The 20363-nt window shown below is 37.6% G+C and carries 16 protein-coding genes; 7 read left to right on the forward strand and 9 right to left on the reverse strand.

What is annotated here, in order from left to right:
• Nucleotides 1-18: 18 nt before the first annotated feature.
• The 8 genes from HX129_RS15560 to dapA all read right to left on the reverse strand — a co-directional run bounded on the left by HX129_RS15560 (nt 19) and on the right by dapA (nt 7786).
• A complete protein-coding gene (locus tag HX129_RS15560; RefSeq protein ID WP_286435202.1) occupies nt 19-951 on the reverse strand; it encodes a sulfonate ABC transporter substrate-binding protein in 933 nt (310 codons plus the stop codon).
• A 95-nt stretch (nt 952-1046) separates the two neighbouring features.
• On the reverse strand, nt 1047-2006 hold the full coding sequence (locus HX129_RS15565) for a sulfonate ABC transporter substrate-binding protein (RefSeq protein WP_286435188.1): 960 nt from the start codon (nt 2004-2006) through the stop codon (nt 1047-1049).
• Between the two features lie 332 nt (nt 2007-2338).
• Nucleotides 2339-3691, reverse strand: coding sequence for an amino-acid N-acetyltransferase (gene argA, locus HX129_RS15570; protein ID WP_180047076.1), 1353 nt, complete (start codon nt 3689-3691; stop codon nt 2339-2341).
• Nucleotides 3692-4024: 333 nt separating this feature from the next.
• Nucleotides 4025-4387 carry an RcnB family protein gene (locus HX129_RS15575; RefSeq protein WP_130075225.1) on the reverse strand — a complete coding sequence of 121 codons (363 nt, stop codon included), beginning with the start codon at nt 4385-4387 and terminating at the stop codon, nt 4025-4027.
• A 312-nt stretch (nt 4388-4699) separates the two neighbouring features.
• On the reverse strand, nt 4700-5092 hold the full coding sequence (locus tag HX129_RS15580) for an RcnB family protein (RefSeq protein WP_180047074.1): 393 nt from the start codon (nt 5090-5092) through the stop codon (nt 4700-4702).
• Between the two features lie 419 nt (nt 5093-5511).
• Complete coding sequence (gene purC, locus HX129_RS15585) at nt 5512-6231, reverse strand: phosphoribosylaminoimidazolesuccinocarboxamide synthase (protein ID WP_130075223.1); 720 nt, start codon at nt 6229-6231, stop codon at nt 5512-5514.
• Between the two features lie 37 nt (nt 6232-6268).
• The gene (locus HX129_RS15590) at nt 6269-6877 is read right to left on the reverse strand and encodes a lipoprotein-34 precursor (NlpB) (protein ID WP_286435187.1); all 609 of its coding nucleotides are present in this window, start codon (nt 6875-6877) and stop codon (nt 6269-6271) included.
• Between the two features lie 12 nt (nt 6878-6889).
• On the reverse strand, nt 6890-7786 hold the full coding sequence (gene dapA / locus HX129_RS15595) for a 4-hydroxy-tetrahydrodipicolinate synthase (protein WP_130075221.1): 897 nt from the start codon (nt 7784-7786) through the stop codon (nt 6890-6892).
• Nucleotides 7787-8479: 693 nt separating this feature from the next.
• Between dapA and mhpT the strand changes: the two genes are divergently transcribed.
• The 3 genes from mhpT to HX129_RS15610 all read left to right on the forward strand — a co-directional run bounded on the left by mhpT (nt 8480) and on the right by HX129_RS15610 (nt 11569).
• Nucleotides 8480-9691, forward strand: a complete 1212-nt coding sequence (gene mhpT, locus HX129_RS15600; protein ID WP_130075220.1) for a 3-(3-hydroxy-phenyl)propionate transporter MhpT — start codon at nt 8480-8482, stop codon at nt 9689-9691.
• A gap of 154 nt (nt 9692-9845) precedes the next feature.
• Nucleotides 9846-10481: a bifunctional nicotinamidase/pyrazinamidase gene (gene pncA, locus HX129_RS15605; RefSeq protein WP_286435186.1), complete on the forward strand. Its 636-nt coding sequence runs from the start codon at nt 9846-9848 to the stop codon at nt 10479-10481.
• A 128-nt stretch (nt 10482-10609) separates the two neighbouring features.
• Nucleotides 10610-11569 (forward strand): bile acid:sodium symporter family protein, encoded by a 960-nt coding sequence (locus HX129_RS15610; protein WP_174494022.1) that lies wholly within the window; start codon nt 10610-10612, stop codon nt 11567-11569.
• A gap of 65 nt (nt 11570-11634) precedes the next feature.
• On the opposite strand, the gene HX129_RS15615 is transcribed toward HX129_RS15610, so the two are convergent.
• Nucleotides 11635-12102, reverse strand: coding sequence for a 2-thiouracil desulfurase family protein (locus tag HX129_RS15615; protein ID WP_130075217.1), 468 nt, complete (start codon nt 12100-12102; stop codon nt 11635-11637).
• A gap of 606 nt (nt 12103-12708) precedes the next feature.
• Here HX129_RS15615 and HX129_RS15620 point away from each other — a divergent pair.
• The 4 genes from HX129_RS15620 to HX129_RS15635 all read left to right on the forward strand — a co-directional run.
• The gene (locus HX129_RS15620) at nt 12709-14235 is read left to right on the forward strand and encodes a TolC family protein (RefSeq protein WP_286435185.1); all 1527 of its coding nucleotides are present in this window, start codon (nt 12709-12711) and stop codon (nt 14233-14235) included.
• Nucleotides 14232-16361: a type I secretion system permease/ATPase gene (locus tag HX129_RS15625; RefSeq protein WP_174494019.1), complete on the forward strand. Its 2130-nt coding sequence runs from the start codon at nt 14232-14234 to the stop codon at nt 16359-16361. The genes HX129_RS15620 and HX129_RS15625 overlap by 4 nt, the downstream gene beginning before the upstream one ends.
• Entirely contained in the window at nt 16358-17593 is a 1236-nt protein-coding gene (locus HX129_RS15630; RefSeq protein ID WP_130075214.1) for an HlyD family type I secretion periplasmic adaptor subunit, read from the forward strand. The genes HX129_RS15625 and HX129_RS15630 overlap by 4 nt, the downstream gene beginning before the upstream one ends.
• A gap of 505 nt (nt 17594-18098) precedes the next feature.
• Nucleotides 18099-20363 (forward strand): Ig-like domain-containing protein (locus tag HX129_RS15635; protein ID WP_286435183.1); only part of this gene is annotated, 2265 nt, incomplete at its 3' end.

Consider the following 20363-nt stretch of genomic DNA (forward strand, 5'->3'; position numbering starts at 1 on the left):
TGCTCAGGTCCTTGTTGATTATTTACCAGTCCAAACGGCTAGCTTAATGTTGATCGGTTTTGGAATAATTTTGAGTTCAGCAAAACGATTTGCGAGTTGTTGCTGATCTGCGATGACTTGGGCAGTTAATGGCGCAGCACGAGAGGGTTTTGGACGTCGTTCAATAAAAACTTGGCTGACTTGAGGTTTTAAACCTGTACTTTGTCCAATGCTTTGTGCTGTTGCTGCGCGGTTGCCTTGTACCCATTTATCTGCAATATTGATTTGTTGAATAATGCTATTCACTGCTTGGGGATTTTTCTTTACAAACTCAGGCGAAGCCAAATAGAACGTATAATTTGGACTTAAGCCTTGACCTGAAGCCAATACTTTAGCTTTGTCTTCGAATTGTGCAGAGGCAAAATAAGGATCCCAAATTGCCCATGCGTCGACTGCCCCTTTTTGGAATGCCGCTCGTGCATCAGCAGGGCTGAGCCAAATCGGTTGAATATCTGTCCACTGTAAGCCTGCTTTACGTACAGCTTGTACCAAGAGATAATGCGCACTAGAGCCTTTTTGAACAGCAATACGTTTGCCTTTTAATTGACTGAGTTGAGTCAGCTTCGAGGTTTTGGGGACTAAAATGGCCGATGCCAAAGGCTTTGCAGCTTCATAAGCAATGTAATACAACGGTTTATTGGCAGCTTGTGCATAGACAGGTGGTGTATCGCCTGTCACACCTACATCGATAGAACCTACTGCCAATGCTTCTAAAATTTGTGGTCCTGCAGGAAATTCATTCCAAGAAATTCTGGCATTTGGAAACTCTTTTTCATATAACTTTTGTTGCTTGGCAATGGCGAAGTTAATCGCACTTTTTTGAAAGCCGATGCGTAACTCTTTGACGCTCGGATCTAATGCCCAAACTGCAGTTGTGCCCAACATCGCACAAGCAAGTAACATGGCGGTCATGCCATGACCTGAAGCGTGTAACCATGATGTTGCGTGTGTATCATTTTGATGTTGAGTCATGTATGTGTCCTCAGTTAGTGTGATGTTATTGGGTTCTAATTCGCCAAAATAGCTGCTTGGATATTGATTTTGTTTGGGATAAGTTTTTGTTGATAAAAGGCATCGGCAACATATTGCTGTTCTTTTGCCACTTCATTGGAAATTGGTTTTACACCAAAGCCCATACGAGAAATTGAGGTAGAGAGAATCTCAGCAGATAATCCAGTTTGTTTTTCTAACAGTTTTGCCGCATCAGTTTGATGCTGAGATACCCATTGTGTGGTGGTATTGAGCTCATTCACCACTGCTTTTAAAATTTCAGGATGCTGTTCAGCAAATTTACGATCTGCCAAATAAAATTGATGATTACTTACGAGGTTTTCACCTGTTGCTAAAACTTTTGCACCCAGTTGTTGTTCAGCAGAAGCAAAGAATGGATCCCAAATTACCCAAGCATCGACAGCACCTTTTTCAAATGCGGCACGTGCATCAGCAGGTGGTAAATACACCACATCAATGTCCTCAAGCTTTAAGTTGTTGGCTTCTAAGACTTTTAACAGTAAGTAATGCACGTTAGAGCCTTTATTTAAAACAACTCGTTTGCCTTTCAAGTCTTGTATAGTTTTAAGCGCTGAATCTTTGGGTACGATCAAAGCTTCTGCTTTGGGTGCAGCAGGTTGGTTTGCTACATAAACTAAATTTGAGTTCGCTGCTTGAGCAAAGATGGGCGGTGCTTCACCCGCTTCTCCAAAAGACACACTGCCGACATTTAGACCTTCAAGCAGTTGTGGGCCAGCAGGAAATTCGACCCATTTCACATTGACGCCTTTTTCTTTTAAAGCTTTGTCTAAGTCGCCACGGGCTTTGATAATGGGCAATAGACCATATTTTTGATAACCAATATTTAAAGTGGTCGTTTCTGTTGGTTTAGAACATGCAGTAAGCATCATGATCGCAGCAAGACTGGCACTCAGTAGTGTGATTTTTTTCCAAGAAGGTTGAAAAAGATGTGCCATGAACAGGATGCTCCTAAACTTTCAATGTTGAACAAAGTGAATGAGCATCAGCTTAGAGATAATTCTATTTTCCAAAAAATAAGATTTTGATGATTAGACATAAAAAAAAAAGATAAAAATAAAAGTGGCAAACTTATCTAAAATTGTGCAAATAAAATACAGTGCTAAAATGCACATTGTTTTTCTAATTGATTGAGAATTATGAAATAAATCTTTTTATAAAATAAATACCTATATAAAGCAGAAGATTGACTAAGGATAAATTCAGTATTTTTCAGTATCTGAAAGAATATCCTTAGCAAAAATGAAGATAAAAGCGCTTTTGTATGGGGTTAAATACGTTTATTAAATACCATGGAATTGCGTTGATAATTATATAACGCTTGTCGTGCTTCAGGTAAATCATCAACACTCGCAGCTGCAAAACCATGTTCTAAGAACCAATGTGCGGTGCGTGTCGTCAGCACAAAGAGTTGTTGAATTTGCATGTGTTTGGCTTTTTCCTCTAAGAAATGCAAAATTTGACTGCCACGATTAGATTTTCTATAACTTGGATGAACGGCAACACAGGCAATTTCGGCAGATCGAATTTCATTGGCTGCGGCAGGAATAGGGTAGAGTGCGGCACAAGCGAGAATCGTACCATCACGTTCAATCACTGCAAATTGCTCAATTTCATTTTCTAAACGTTCGCGAGAACGGTAAACCAAAATACCTTCTTCTTCGAGTGGTCTTAATAAATTAATTAAACCGCCGACATCCCCAATATTTGCCATACGGACTTCTTCATAATGGGCATCGGTGATCATGGTGCCATGTCCATCACGGGTAAAGAGTTCTTCAATCAATGCGCCATCATAAGCATATGACAGTAAATGCACACGATGCACACCTTTGAGTGAAGCTTCTTTTGCATTGTGCAAATGTAATGCAATTTCAAAATTTGAATCTTGGTATTTTAAAATATGTTGATCGAGCTGATGCGGCGTAATTTCACGTAATAGTTGCCCAAATTCATCCATCAAACCTTGCTGATTACCCAAAAAAATCAACTTATCTGCTTTGAGATGAATCGCCGTTTTAGTGGCAACTTCTTCTGCCAATAAGTTAAAGACTTCCCCCGTAGTGGAGTAACCTGTTGGACCGAGAACGACGATATTGTGATTGTCCAAATGACGTTGTATGGCTTCCGTATCAATGGTACGTACTTCACCTGTCAGTTGAAAATCTACGCCATCGCGGATGCCATAGGGTTTAGCGGTGACAAAATTACCTGAAACGACATCGATGCGCGCGCCAAACATAGGAGAGTTGGCAAGTCCCATAGACAATAATGCTTCGATTTGTAGACGAATTGAACCTACAGCATTCATCACACAGCTTAAAGCTTCGCGTGTGGTGACACGACGGTTGATATGAATTGGGCTTTGAATGCCTTTTTCTTTTAAGTTTTCATTGATTTGTGGGCGTGCACCATGCACTAAAATCAGACGAATACCTAAGGAGTGTAGGAGGGCAATATCATGAATAATATGTTGAAAATTTTCATGTTCAACCGCTTCACCACCAAACATCAGCACAAATGTTTTAGCACGATGGGCATTGATATAGGGTGCTGAATGGCGAAACCAATGCACATATTGCTGTGTTGTGCTGTGGGTGATTTCAGTATGTTCAGATTGCATATTGCCCATCTCAATGTGTGGTATTCAATAGGTAATTCTAAACAAAAAATACTGCTTCGGCATAGTGCAGAGAAAAAAACACCTGAGGTCTTTTACATAGACCCCAGGTGTTAGGAAAAAGCTTTATACCTTGTTGAGAAGATATAAAGCGTTGGGAGAGAATCTTACATTAACCGATCACTTTGACAATTTTATGATTTGTCTTATTGATCAAGACATAGTTACCGTACAACTTTGTACCATTGTTGAGTTTTGCTTGGTTTACTTAAGCTTTTATACATGTAAAAAGCCCAACAAAGTTGGGCTAATTGAAGTTTCAAGAAAAATATTGCATTAACCAATGATACGAATAATACGATTATTACGTTCATTGACTAAAATATAATCACCATTTACTTGATACCATTGTTGATATTTACCTGGCTTAGGTAAATGACGATGGTTTTTATAATTGACTTGATAACGTGAAGCACTAAATTGGCTCGGTAAATATTGTCCAGAACGCCATTCACGGCTTGGATTCACACGATGATTACGTTCATAACGATTATTGTCCCAACGGTGATCATGTCTTTGATCCCATTTTGCTTGTTGTGCATAACGGTAATTATTTTGATGATCTTGTGGAGCAGCCATTGCAGAAGTTGCTATGAATGCGCTGAGAGATAAAGCAATGCCGGTGATGACCTTGTTCATAAGATACTCCATTATGTTTTAAATTTCTTTCGATAAAGTCAATTTACGCAACAATTGGAGATAAACGGTGAGGGAGATTTAGTTGAATTGTGAAATATATGAAGATTTGATGAAGACAAAAATAAACCTATTTAGCTTGTCTTCCTCAAAATAGGATATGTTAAAAGAATGATCAACTTAGATGAGTTGTAATGGGACTTATTATTCTTTATTGTCGAGACCCTTGCAGCTCATTGCACGTAAATGGTATATGGCATTACATAAAAAATAAAAAACCCAAGCAGATGCTTGGGTAAATGATGACATAGCGGGTTACATACCACGAATACTGACAATATTATTATTGTCTGAATCGACTAAAATGTAATCATTATTAATTTTGTACCATTGTTGATTACGAGACGGCTTTGGTAAATTACTGTCTTTATAGTCTACTTTATAACGATTACCACGATAATGCTGTGGCATCACATAGCCTGTTTGCCATTTATGTTGTTGCAAACGGCGGAAACCACGCTCTTCACGTTCACGGCGTTGTTCTTTGATTTGGTCATCATCCTGTTGAAAATCACGAAATCCTTTTTTATTCCCATGACCACGCTGTTCATAGCCATCACGATCGTAATGGGGACCTGCATGCGTCATTGTGCTGACTGTAGCCAAAACACTGAAAGAAATTGCTAATGCAGTCAACATCTTTTTCATGATAAGCCCTCTTAAGTATCGTTATTCTTACACTGATCACTCTACAAGAAAATTGCAGAGAAACTGTGAAGAAAAATTGACTATTCCTTTAAAAATACAGAGATAATAAGAATACATCGTGTCATACCTTTGCATCATATAATAAAATGACAGCGTTCACCTAGGCATGAATCTGTAGATTTTATATTTCATAGACTCAAAAACGAAGTGTAACAAGGAATATCAAAAGAAATATGTTGGTTATTTTTTGGGAGTTTTCTGCTGTTTTAACAGAGATATTTGTGTTTAGACTGCTCTTCACTTTTTATTTTCAAATTATAAAAATGAAATCAAATATAGACATTTCAAATAAACAATGAGTTCTGTTCCAATAAAAAAACCGAGCTAAAAAGCTCGGTTTTTTGAAGTATGATCCAATATTAGATATCAGATAAATCTACACCAATACGTGCAGCAACTTCTTCATAAGCTTCAACAACACCGCCTAAACCTTGACGGAAACGGTCTTTGTCGAGTTTTTTCTTAGTGTCTTTGTCCCATAAACGGCAACCATCTGGAGAAAATTCATCACCAAGAACAATACGGTCGTGGAACACACCAAATTCAAGTTTGAAGTCAACAAGAAGCATGTTGCCTTGAGCGAACAAGTCTTTAAGTACAACATTCACTTTTTGAGTGAGTTCTTTCATTTGAGCCAATTGTTCAGCAGTTGCCCAACCTAAAGCGATTGCTTGAGATTCGTTCACCATTGGGTCGCCTAAAGCGTCATCTTTGAAGAACAATTCGAAAGTAGGTGGTGTAAGTTCGATACCTTCTTCAACACCTAAACGACGGCATAATGAACCTGCAGCGTAGTTACGCATTACGCATTCTACAGGGATCATTTTTAATTTTTTCACTAAAACTTCAGTTGGAGAAAGCAGTTTTTCAAAGTGAGTTTCGATACCAGCCGCAGCCAATTTTTCCATGATAAAGGCGTTAAAACGGTTATTCACCTTACCTTTACGATCTAGTTGCTCTATTTTTTCACCATTAAATGCTGAAGCATCATCACGGAAAACTAGAATTAGATGATCTGCGCTATCTGTTTCATAAACGGATTTCGCTTTACCAGTATAGAGCAAGGTTTGTTTTAACATGGGGGAACCTTTTGCAAAAAAAAATTGCCTAGAACGACTAGGCTGGCCAGTTTTGGTATATCTGGGTCAATACTTCTGCAGCGATCTCTTTATCTGCAAAAGTATTGTCTGCATTGAACAAAGCAATGGTATTGCTTGAACCTACAGAGCTTAATTTTAAAATATAAGTTTTGTCATTTAGTTTAAATGTGACCTCAGTCGCATTTTTACTTTCACCAACAACCTTATAATTTAAGCTACTGAGGGTGGCTAATGCATAATGCCAAATTATAGCAGAATCTCCGTCAACTTTAAGCAGTGGATTAGCATTTCCATCGGTTAAAAGTTGTGGATGACCTGTAGTTACAGATGCATCAGTTTGGCTTTGTTGTAATGTAGTAGTTTGTGTCACTTCAGGGCGAGGTACATCGTAGCGATTACCACGCTTGTTCTCAAACTTTGGTGCGTGTTGAAGAGCAAGCGGGTCAATCACTGGCGCTGGGTACAATGGCGTTGCTGGTCTAACAGTTGTACCTTCAGGGTATTTAAGCGTTTCAACACTGGTTGTATCTTTATAATCCAAAGAACCATTTTTGATTCCAAGTGAACTACAACCCGCTAAGCTTAAAGCTGATAGGGCAAGGGTTAAACCAAAACGTAATTGCATAATACTAAGCTCTTATTTAATGATACCCGCTGCTTTGAGTTCTTCACGCAGAGGGGTACGGTATTGTTCTGCAAGTGGAGTTAATGGCAGGCGAATACCTGTACCAATTAATTCCATTTCATGGAGTGCCCATTTCACTGGAATTGGGTTAGATTCACAAAATAGAATATTGTTTAATTTTGCAACTTGTGCATCTTTGGCTTTCGCTTCAACAGTTTGACCTGCTAATGCAGCTGCACAAAGTTCGCTCATGATTTTTGGTGCGATATTGGCAGTTACTGAGATATTTCCTTTTGCACCAACAGCGATGAGATCACATGCAGTTGCATCATCACCTGAATACACCACCATGTCTTTACCTTGTAGACCTTCGATGAGTGCTTTACCACGAGGTACATCACCCGTTGCATCTTTGATGGCAACAATGTGTGGAATATCTGCTAAACGAATGACGGTTTCATTGTGCATATCGACACCAGTACGTCCTGGTACGTTATACAGAATAATGGGTAAATCGACTGCTTCTGCTACAGCTTTATAATGTTGAAATAAGCCTTCTTGTGTTGGTTTATTATAGTAAGGAGTCACTAGAAGTGCTGCATCAGCACCGAGTTCTTTCGCTTCTTTGGTGAGCTCAATCGCTTCATGTGTTGAGTTTGCACCAGTACCGGCAATAATGGGGATACGTTTATTGGCTACACGAATAATTTCTTTAATTACTTCCGTGTGTTCTGCCATGCTAAGAGTAGAAGCTTCGCCAGTTGTACCGACTGCAACAATACTATTAGTGCCTTGTTCTATGTGCCACTCAACGAGCTTCTCGAGACCCTTCCAATCTACGCTGCCATCTTCTAACATGGGGGTGACGATTGCGACAATTGAGCCTTGAATCTGTGCTTGCTGAGTCATTTTGAAAAAATATCCTATTTATCCATTCGCAGGGTATGACATATACGATAAGAATGGTTGCGTATTTTGATTTGAGCAAAAAACAATCAATTGTTAAAAAATTGCATAATGCTTATGCAAATTATGACTGATTCAGTGAGTGAGAACAATATGCTTTAGTCAAAGCAATGAAAAACTTTATAAAAAGCAACAAATACAACACATTTTTAATGCTTTAAAATGACTTTCAGGTTTTAAAAGCAAATTTTTATAACGTGGTATGAGCGCATAAATTTAAGCCCAAATGCTAAGTTTTACTCTATTTTTGAAGTTTTAAGTATGAAATTTTTCATCTTTAAGATGAAATAGTGATTATACAAGATGATTTTCAAATTAAAGCCTACTGTTCTTTCAGGCTAAAAAATACATTTAAAGCATTTAAGCTATCGTTTTTTTATATATGGGATTTAGCATTGAGTTATTGCTGGATGAGAATTAAGCGAAAAAATATTTAGATTGTTGAGCTTTTTAATCAACTTTATTCAGCGCTTATTGTTTTTATGACTATATACATGACAGATTCAAATCAGACAATTTTTGTTTAGAAGTAGAAACTGATTATTTTTATAACACTTATTGATAGTTATTTCATCGACGTTTGTACCGGATGATGCCACAGGTATTCCCTAGTAACATCAACAAGGATTTTCAATCATGGCGCAATCCCATATTTTAGATAAAAAGCATGCCACGATTACCGTACTGATCTGTTTTTTGATTGCGGTAATTGAAGGTTTGGATATTCAAGCCGCAGGTATTGCCGCAGCAGGGATTCGTGAACATTTCGCCTTAGATAGTTCACAACTGGGGGTGTTTTTTAGTGCTGGTATTTTGGGATTACTCCCTGGTGCTTTGATTGGTGGGCGTTTCGCTGATCGTATTGGGCGTAAAAAAGTTCTGATTTGGTCGACTGCAATTTTTGCAATCTTTACTTTATGTACCGTATGGGTCAATAGTTTTAATAGTTTATTAGCCGTGCGTTTTCTTGCAGGAGCGGGTCTTGGTGCTGCAATGCCGATTTTGATTACTTTGGCATCAGAAGCGGTCACACCTGAAAATCGTGGTCGTGCGGTGGGCTTGATGTATTGTGGTATGCCTGTGGGCGCTGCAATTTTATCTTTGGTGGCGAGTACGAATTTTGGTGCTGAGTGGAAAAATATTTTCTATTTGGGTGGTTTGTTGCCGATCATTGTTATTCCAATCATGATTTTATTTTTGCCTGAGTCTAAGGAATATTTAAAAGCACAAGAAAAAGTAGGGACAGCAGTGGCTGAACCACAAGCATCATTTAAAGATTTATTTAATGCACAGAATTTGGCGCGTACAGTGCTGATTTGGGTGAGTTACTTCTTTACCTTAATGGTGGTTTACATCATGTTGAGTTGGTTACCATCATTGTTTACTGAACTTGGTTTTACCCGTAAAGAAGGCGCAACAGCACAGTTCTATTTCATGGTGAGTGCAACGATTGGCACCGTGATTTTAGGCATGTTAACTGACCGTTGGAAAAAAGCCTATGTGATTACTTTGATGTATGGCGGTATTTTGGCAGGATTGTTCGCTTTAAATGCAGCAGGTTCACTCACACAAATGTATCTAGCTTCCGCATTAGTCGGTGCATTTGTGATTGGTTGTCAGGGTGTCTTGTATGCTTTTGGCAGTATTGTTTATCCAACAGAAGTACGTGGCACAGGTGTCGGTATGGCTTCTGCCGTAGGGCGTATTGGGGCAATGCTGGGTCCGACGATTGCAGGTCAGTTACTTGCCGCAGGTTTTGGGGCAGCAGGCGTGATTTCCGCTGCAATTCCATGTATTGTGATTTCTGCAATTTTTATGTTGATTTTGACCCGTCGTTTAAATGCTTAAACACATGATTTAAGCTGTGTTTGTTTAAAATAAAACTCGCAGTAATGCGAGTTTTTTATTGTCTAAATTTATTGAAAATGTGGCGATGTTGCAATTCACGCTGATTTTTACGATATGTTAAAGTGAGCTGAAACAGGATTTTAAGATAGATACTATGCCAAAGAATTCAGCACTGATCGTCGTTGATGTACAAAATGGATTTACGTCAGGTGGAAATTTAGCTGTTGTTCATGCAGAGCAAATTATTCCACTGGTGAATCAACTGATTGAGAAATTTGACCATGTTATTTTGACACAGGATTGGCATCCCGAAAATCATATTTCTTTTGCTGAAAATCATCCTGATCAACAAGCCTATGATACCATTCAGGTTGATTATGGCACACAAGTTTTATGGCCAAGTCATTGTGTGCAAGGTACACAAGATGCTGATTTTCATCCTGATTTAAATACCAATACGGCGCAATTGATTGTACGTAAAGGGATGAATGTTCAGATTGATAGTTATTCAGCTTTTATGGAAGCGGATCGAAAAACCACCACAGGTTTGGCCGGTTATTTAAAAGAAAGAAAAATAGAAACAGTGTATCTCGTGGGCATTGCAACAGATTTTTGCGTGGCGTGGTCAGCAATGGATGCTGCTCAACTTGGTTTTGAAACCTATGTGATTTCAGATGCAACCAAAGCGATTGATTTACAGGGTTCATTGCAACATGCATGGCAAGAAATGCTTGCGAAGGGTGTAAAGCGTACGGTCTCTAAGCATATTTTACAGTCTGAAGATCATTGAACTGAAAAATTCTACATTTCATTTTAATCAGAAAGTGCAATGCTGTATTTTGTTGCAGTTTTCAATATATTTATACTGAATATGTTGGTTAATTTTGGTTGAAAAACGATAAATTAGGGATGATTTTGATGACAGCATTTTTGCGTTTTACCCAATTTATTCAAAAAACTTTTGCGCTATGGGTGGTTCTTTTTGCAGGCATTGCCATGCTTGCACCAGATGCTTTTGTCTGGCTAAAAGCTTATATCACATGGATGTTGGGCATCATCATGTTTGGTATGGGCATGACCATGACCTTAAATGATTTTAAAGGCGTTTTGCAAAGTCCGAAAGCAGTCTGTATCGGTGTATTGGCTCAATTTATTGTGATGCCAAGTTTGGCTTATCTGCTGTGTAAGTTATTCCAATTACCGCCAGAGATTGCGGTAGGGGTCATTTTGGTGGGCTGTTGTCCTGGGGGAACGGCATCGAATGTGATTACTTATATGGCAAAGGGCAATACCGCATTGTCTGTGGCATGTACATCAGTTTCTACGTTGCTTGCGCCTGTTTTAACACCTGCGATTTTTTATCTTTTGGCGAGCCAATGGTTACAGATTGATGCTGCATCTATGTTTAGCTCTATTTTACAAGTGGTCTTATTGCCAATTGTTTTAGGGCTTGTCGCTCGCTCAATTTTAAAACAAAAAGTCGAGCACTATATTCAAGTGATGCCTTTGATTTCGGTCTTCGCAATTGTGGCGATCGTGGCAGCCATTATTGCAGGCAGTAAAGCTGCGATTTTACAGTCTGGCGCTTTGATTTTAGCTGTGGTGGTTTTACATAATGGTTTGGGCTATTTATTGGGTTTTTGGGCAGGTCGTTTCTTTCAATTGTCTTATGCTGACTGTAAAGCCGTTGCTGTTGAAGTCGGAATGCAAAATTCAGGTTTAGGGGTAGCACTGGCTGCGGTACACTTTGCAGCATCTCCTGTGACGGCTGTGCCAAGTGCTATTTTCAGCTTGTGGCATAATATTTCAGGCCCTGCATTGGCAACGTATTGGGCGAGTAAAAAAATGCCAGATGTAGCGAGTGAAGAATCAGTTTAGTCGCTAGATATTCGTGGTTGATGGAGCGCATTGTGCGCTCTTTTTTATGAGTAGAATAAACGCTTTTATGATGACAGGAGTTGACTGAGAAATTCATTTTCAGTCATGACCACAAAACCATGCTGTTGCAATAAGGCTGTTGTGACACCCACGCCTTGAATTTTTTGTCCTGTAAATGAACCATCATAAATCAGCGTTGATCCGCATGATGGACTGTTAGATTTTAAAATCACATGGGTGACTTGATGTTGCTGTGCCAAGGCTAAAGTTGCTTTTGCACCTTGTATAAATTCAGCGCTCACATCTTGTCCTGCTAAAGTGATGACTTTTGCTTTTCCTGTCCAGACGTCCACACCATCGCCACCTTGAATTTCTGCTGCTAAACGAGGGATGGATAAACCTCCTGTCACTTCAGGACAAATATACACAGCTTTTTGTTGTTCAATCAGTTGTTTGAGTTGTTGTTGGAGGCAATTTTTTGCATCGTAACGGACATTTTCACCTATGAGACATGCACTGATTAAATATTTCATAAATGATCTATTTTATTGAACCTTTAATATAAAATGAATGATGGGTAAATATATAATAATGTTTGTTTTTATTATGACAAGGTATTATATATATTTAAATAAAAATGTATTTAGAATAAATAATTATTATTAACCTATTAATGCTTTTTAAAGGTCGTTAAATTATAAGTTTTTCAGCATGTCAAATCCTTGATATAAATAATATTGATGTACAATTTTTAATCTATTTAAACTTTTAAATAACATTAAAACATCTTATTATAAAAATAATAAACATTTATTTATAATGATTTTCGTCACAATTTTTAATAAAAATGAATATTAGTTTGAGAAAATATTTTAAAGTCTAATAAATATTCAAACTTTGAGTTTTATTTTAAGCCATTTATGATTTAATCGGTGAGATTTTGCTGAATTGATTTTTAAATTGATAATCATGATATTGATTTCGATGTTAGTGCTTCTTGGCTAAACTGTTTGCAAAATTGAACTGTGATCAGAAAAGTCTTTTATTGTTTTTAGATGCGTGCGTAATATTACATCAAAAAATATCGAAGATTTAAGCATTACGGAGAATTCAATATTATCTCTAGGTACAGTTTACACATGTGTAAAGCGAAATATTTCACATTTTCTCTTAAAAAAATGAATGCTTGTATTGGGCTGAGTTTGTGTTTAAACAGTGTTGTTTATGCGGAAACTCAATCTAGTTATTTGCAAGATATGCAAAAAAATATTGCCAATTTTATTCGTCCTAAAACAGATGATTCTTTTAGTACGGTACAATTGAGTCAGTTGTCTAATTTTCAAGTTCAGCCTGATCCAATCTATCAGCAATTACCTGTAGTGGGAGTCAGTTCTGACATGGATACTACGGCATTTGAGCATACGGCTGAAGTACAGAGTCATTTAAATTTACAAGAAGCAGTGCAGATTGCGGTGAAACGTAATCCTGTAATTTCTCAAGCATTAGCTAGTTTAGCGGCACAAAATGCCAATATTGATGTAGCCAAAGCGCAATATTATCCACAGTTAAAGGCAGGTTTGAATACAGGTGATTTTACCTCAAGTGATCGGGGAAGTCAGTTATATACGATTGAAGCCAACCAATTGCTTTATGACTTTGGTAAAGTGAAATCGAGTGTCGATACGCAAAAAAATAAATTAGAAGCTGAACAAGCCAATGTTTTGTTAAATATTGATGAGATTGCTACGGAAACAGCCCGTTCGATCATCGCAGTATTACGTTATCGGGTATTGTTGAATATCGCACAAGATCAAGTGAAGGGCGTGAGCCGTTTGCATGAAATAGCCCGTTTGCGTTCAGAAGCAGGAATTAGTAGCTATGCCGATCCTGTGCAAGCACAAAGTTATGTCGAATATGCAAAAACCTATTTATTAACACAGCAAAATAAATTGCGCCAAGAAGAACAAAAATTAAAAACTTTATTAGGTTTTGATGTCAGTCGTACAGATTTTATTATTCATGATGAATTTTTAAAGAAATCAGATCTTTATAATGCTCCACAGTTAAATACTATTCCTAGTATGATTGCAGCACAAGCTGAAATTGAAATTGCCAAAAGTCAGAAAAAACAAACAGAACTCAGTCGTTATCCAACGGTTTCATTAACTGCCTCTTTAAATCAGGCATTGAATGGTAAAAATCCAAGTACAGGAAAACAAGACGATACCGATAGTTCGATTGGTATCTCGATGACGAGTAATTTTTATCAAGGAGGGGCTGTCAGCTCTCAGATTCGTTCTGCTGCTTATGCAGAGCAAGCTGCTCGTTCTAAGCTGAATGCAACTTATTTAAATATTATGGATTCAAGCCAAATTGCGCGTGAAAATATTGAAAATATGGACAAGCAAATTTGGGTGTTAATTGACCGTGAACGTTCAACAGCAAAAACTCGTGAGCTATATGAAGAACAATACAAATTGGGCAAACGTTCGATTTTAGATTTGTTGAGTTCTGAACAGTCTTTCCATAGTTCTCGGGCTGAACGTGAATCTGCTCGCTACGACATTTATGACACACTTGCAATGTATATCAATGTGATGGGTAAGAGTCGAGATATTTATCAACTTAATAATACGAAAATTCAAGGGTTTGAAGTACAGCAATGAACCAGACACTCAATTATCAACCTTGGCTACAAGCCCTATTAACGGTTGCCCAACATTATCGTATTCAGCCCTCAGAAGAGCAGATACGCCTACAATTGGATTGGAATAAGTATCAGAATATTGATGATTTATTGCAAATCGTCACCAAACAATTGGGTTTAAATTATCGCCGTGCTGATTTTTCAAAAGATGTACTGAATCCTTGGCGTTTACCTGTGGTCATTGAGTTTAAAGATGGTCAAGTCGCTGTGATTGAAAAGGTCGATCAGCAAGGTAATGCTAGTTTACAACTCAGTGGTGATCAAGGTTTATCTCAGACATTTACGTTAAAAGCACTACAGGAAAATGCGAAACAGATTTTTATTTTTCGTCCTGAAAGTTCCATTCCTGATGCTCGTGTAGATGAGTACATTAAACCTTATGAGCAAAGTTGGTTTTGGAACATCGTATTAAAAGATTGGAAGCGTTATACCGATATTATGGTGGCTTCCATGGTCGCAAATATTTTGGCGTTAGCGACTATTGTCTTTTCGATGCAAGTATATGACCGTGTAGTGCCTTCGCAGTCGATTCCAACTTTATGGGTATTGGCAGGTGGTGTACTGATTGCGGCTATTTTCGAATTTACCTTGCGTGTTGCACGTGTGTATTTATCGGACATTATTGGTAAACGTGCTGATTTAAAAATTTCAGATCGGGTTTTTGGGCATGCCTTACGTATTCGGAATAAAGATCGTTCTAAATCTACGGGTTCTTTTATTTCACAGATTCGTGAATTAGAAGGTGTGCGTGAGTTAGTGACTTCGACCACCATCAGTGCAATGGCAGATTTACCTTTCTTCTTATTGTTCCTTGCAATTTTTTGGATTATCGGCGGTAACCTATTTTGGGTTATGTTATTTGTCGTTCCTCTCATGATTATTCCAGGTTTTATGGCGCAGAAAAAGCTTGCACAACTTGCACAAGAAGGTATGCGTGAAGGTGCTATTCGAAATGCAATTTTAGTTGAAGCGGTACAAGGGATTGAAGATATTAAATTATTACGTGCCGAAGCAAGATTTCAAAATCAGTGGAATCACATGAATGAAGTGTCTGCTGACATTAGTATGCGTCAACGTAAAATCACAGGTTGGCTCAATGCGTGGACGCAGAAAATTCAAGGTTTAGCCTATGCGATTGTAGTATTGGTTGGCTGTTTTGCAGTGATGAAAGGGGATATGACCACTGGTGCATTGGTGGCATGTTCAATTTTATCATCACGCATGCTTGCACCGATTGCGCAAATTACAGGGGTATTAGGGCGTTGGCAGCAAGCCAAAGTGGCAAAACAGGGTTTGGATGAATTAATGAAAAAACCTGTGGATCGCCCTGATCGTGCACAACTGATTCATCGTAAAGTGATTTTAGGTGATTATGAGTTTAAAGGGGTGATGTTTAAGTATACTGAAGATGATTCTCGTCCATCTTTGTTAATCCCTCAGCTCAAAATTAATGCTGGTGAGAAAATCGCAATTTTAGGTCGAAATGGGGCAGGCAAATCAACCCTATTGCAATTATTGTCAGGTATGCAAAGTCCAGAGCAAGGTAAAATTAGCCTTGATGGGGTAGATCAATCTTTGATTGACCCTGATGATATTCGTCGTGATATGACTTTATTGAATCAAAATGCACAACTTTTTTACGGGACGATTCGCGAGAATTTAACCTTGGGTGCTCCATTAGCTACCGATCAAGATATTCTCAATGCCTTAAAAATTACTAATGCACTCGATATTGTAGAACAGAAAAAGGAAGGTTTAGATCATATTATATTAGAAGGTGGCGCTGGTTTTTCAGGTGGTCAACGACAGTCTTTGTTATTAACCCGCTCTATTTTACGTAATCCAAATATTTTATTACTCGATGAGCCTACAGCAGCATTGGATGATGTATCTGAACGTAGTTTGATTGAACATTTAAAACAATGGTCAGGACATCGTACCTTGATCGTGGCAACCCATCGTCCTGCTGTATTACAGTTGGTCGATCGTATTATTGTGATTCATGATGGAAAAATTGTGAAAGATGGTCCTCGTGATGAAATTTTGAATCCGCATCAAAATAATGCAGGAGGCACTTCAGTATGAGTTCAGCACAATTACCTGAAAATAATACAAAACAAGACAATGGCTTCGATACATTAAAGCGTCCAAGTAATCCTTCTGCACTCAAATTTTCTGAGCCTCCTCTACCCAAAGCTAGTTTAGTCATTTGGATTGTGGCGCTTGGTTTGGCTGCTTTTATTGTTTGGGCATGTATGTTCAAGCTAGAAGAGGTCTCGACTGGTACTGGCAAGGTGATTCCATCATCGAAAGAGCAAACTATTCAATCTTTAGATGGTGGTGTGGTGACCAAACTTGAAGTGAAAGAAGGTGATATTGTTGAAAAAGGGCAGATTCTTGCACAAATTGACCCGACGCGCTTTGAATCACAAGTCGGTGAAAGTTTGAGTAAATTACGTGCGATGCAAGCAACAGCGGCACGTTTAGAAGCTGAAGTAAATGGAACACGTCTGAGCTTTCCAAAAGAGGTGCGTGATATTCCAAACTTAGTCAATGAAGAAACAGCGCTCTACAGCTCTAGACGCTCAAATTTAGAGGAGTCGATTGCAGGTTTAAGACATGCTTTGTCTTTAGTTCAAAATGAATTACAAATGACTGAACCTTTGGTTGCAAAAGGTGCTGCATCTGAAGTTGAAGTATTACGCTTAAAGCGTGATATTAATAATTTTGAAAACCAAATCAATGACAAGCGTAATGATTATTACGTAAAAGCGCGTGAAGAACTTGCCAAAGCCAATGCGGATATTAAGTCTTTACAGCAAGTGGTGACAGGACGAAATGACTCAGTTAAACGTTCTGTTTTCTATGCGCCTGTGCGTGCTGTAGTCAAAGAGTTAGCAATTACGACGATTGGTGGGGTGATTCCACAAAATGGCAAACTCATGACTTTGGTTCCTTTGGATGAAAAGTTACTGATCGAAGCCCGTATTTCACCAAGAGATATTGCATTTATTCATCCTGGACAAGCAGCCCTCGTGAAAATTACAGCCTATGATTACTCAATTTATGGCGGTTTAGCGGGTAAAGTTGTGGTGATTTCTCCTGATACCATTCGAGATGAAGTAAAGCAAGATCAATTTTATTATCGTGTTTATATTCGTACAGATGTTGATAAATTAGTGAACAAAGCGGGGCAATCATTTGCGATTACACCGGGTATGGTGGCAACAGTCGATATCCGTACAGGACAAAAAACAATTATGGAATATTTACTTAAACCATTTAATAAAGCACAAGAAGCATTAAGAGAAAGATAAGTACTTAATGGATGAGAAAGCCAGTATTAAATACTGGCTTTTTTTGATTAAAATTATATAAAAATATTTCTCTAACTTTTACTTTAAATGCAATTTTTGCATTACAAATAAAATTTACATTTATTTTAATTAATGTGCTCTATGGTATTATAATATTTTTTATTGTGATATTTTTCACATTATTGTTTTAATAAAATTTAACATAAAATTTTTAAAAAATAATATAAATAAATATTTAATAATAATTTTAGATAAATTAAATAAAATCATTTTTATATGAATATTTTTTCCAATTAATTGATTTTAAAAAATAAAAATAAAAATATATTTAATATATATTTTAGTTTTTTATTAATTTGATGTAGAAGTTTTAAATATTTAATTAAATTTTACATAATATTTATTAATTTTAAATCATAAAATTATTATGTGATTTCAAAATCATAGTTGCATGGTAGGATTTCAATAATTTTTAAAATCAGTATTTTCTGATAACGGTGGAAGAATGGAAAATATATCAATAGTATCTAAGGATACTGGAAATTTATCGCTAGTAACCAGCTCAAGTTTTTCAGTTCAAGCTCCTTCTGTTGTAGTACTAAAATATAGCAAAGAGCAAATTAAAAATATGATGAGAGAGGGTGATCATTTAATTATCACACTTGATACTGGAGAAGTGATTCAAATCGAAAACTTCTTTACCTTAGATAATAGTTTAGTTTTAGAAAATAATAATGAGTTACTTTGGGTTCAATTTAATGACTTAAATAATGTTTCGTTAGAAACGATTAATTATGCAGGCTTAGATAATGTTGAACCCTTATTATATGATTCTGTAGAAGGGACTTTGCCATTTATCGCAGGTATTGCGGGTGCAATAGGAACGGTTGCTTATATCGCGAATACAGATATCAGTCATAATTCTGGTAAAGATATAACAGCGCCAAATGCACCAAGTGATGTTGTGATCAGCGCAGATGGCACAACGGTTACAGGTAAAGCAGAACCAGGTTCTACGGTTGAAATCAAAGATAAAGAGGGCAACCTCTTAGGTTCAGGTACAGCAGACGCAAATGGTGACTTCACGGTTGGTTTGGATAATCCATTAACCAATGGTGAAACTGTTGATGTAACTGCCAAAGATGAAGCAGGCAACGTTTCAGACAAAACCGAAGTGACTGCAGCAGACAGTACAGCACCAGATGCACCAAGTGATGTTGTGATCAGCGCAGATGGCACAACGGTTACAGGTAAAGCAGAACCTGGTTCTACGGTTGAAATCAAAGATAAAGAGGGCAACCTCTTAGGTTCAGGTACAGCAGACGCAAATGGTGACTTCACGGTTGGTTTGGATAATCCATTAACCAATGGTGAAACTGTTGATGTAACTGCCAAAGATGAAGCAGGCAACGTTTCAGACAAAACCGAAGTGACTGCAGCAGACAGTACAGCACCAGATGCACCAAGTGATGTTGTGATCAGCGCAGATGGCACAACGGTTACAGGTAAAGCAGAAGCAGGTGCTACGGTTGAAATCAAAGATAAAGAGGGCAACCTCTTAGGTTCAGGTACAGCAGACGCAAATGGTAACTTTACGGTTGGTTTGGATAATCCATTAACCAATGGTGAAACTGTTGATGTGACTGCGAAAGATGAAGCAGGCAACGTTTCAGATAAAACGGAAGTCACTGCACCAATCATCTCAACTAGTGAAAAAGATGATATTGTTGGTGATATTCATCTGATTGGTGCCGGCGAAGATGGTATTTTTAATGCTGATGAATTAGGTACAGATGGAAAAGTTGATGTCGTTATTCAATTGGGTAAAGATGCTCAAGTTGGTGATGTTATCCGAATTAATGGTAAAGAACATACCATTACACAAGCTGAAAAAGATGTTGGTCAACTAAAAACAGAAGTTGTTGTACAAGAAGGTAATAATCAAGTTGTTGTTGAAGCAACAGATAAAAATGGCAATATTGATCAAGAAATTAAAGATTTTATTGTAGATACCATTCCTGCGGACATTGTTGGTGCAATTATTTATCCGAGTGATAGCTATGATGAGTTAATCTCAACACATACAATTAAAGTTCATATAGAACTGGGTAAAGATGCTGAAGTTGGTCAAGTCGTTACAGTCAATAATACTAATCATGTATTAACGCAAAGTGATCTCGATCAAGGTTATGTTGTTGCCAAAGTACATGTAGTTAATGGTGACAATCTAATTGCTGTTGAAGCAAAAGATCATGAAGGCAATTTAGATAAAACATCAGATACAGTAAATATTCAAATCATTGAAACTGGCGGTGAGATGAGCAATATTATTGACGATGCTTTCTTCCCTGAAGCTGGTGTTGATAATATTTTTAATAAAGCAGAATTTGGTACAGATGGGACTGCAAAGTTAGAAATTATTTTAGGTGCAGATACTCAAGTTGGAGATGTAATTAATGCTGGTGGTGTAAAACATACCATCACTCAAGAAGATTTGGATAATAAAAAAATACAACTAGAAGTTCCTTTAGATGAAGGTGACAATTTTGTTTTTATTTTTGCTTTAGGTCATTTCGGTACATTTGACCAGTCAAATGTTCATGTATTTGTTGATACTGTAGCCCCAGCTATTCCAAGTGATGTTGTGATCAGTGCAGATGGCACAACGGTTACAGGTAAAGCAGAAGCAGGTTCTACGGTTGAAATCAAAGATAAAGAGGGCAACCTCTTAGGTTCAGGTACAGCAGACGCAAATGGTAACTTTACGGTT

Source organism: Acinetobacter sp. 251-1 (genome assembly GCF_030329305.1).
Taxonomy (GTDB): domain Bacteria; phylum Pseudomonadota; class Gammaproteobacteria; order Pseudomonadales; family Moraxellaceae; genus Acinetobacter; species Acinetobacter piscicola_A.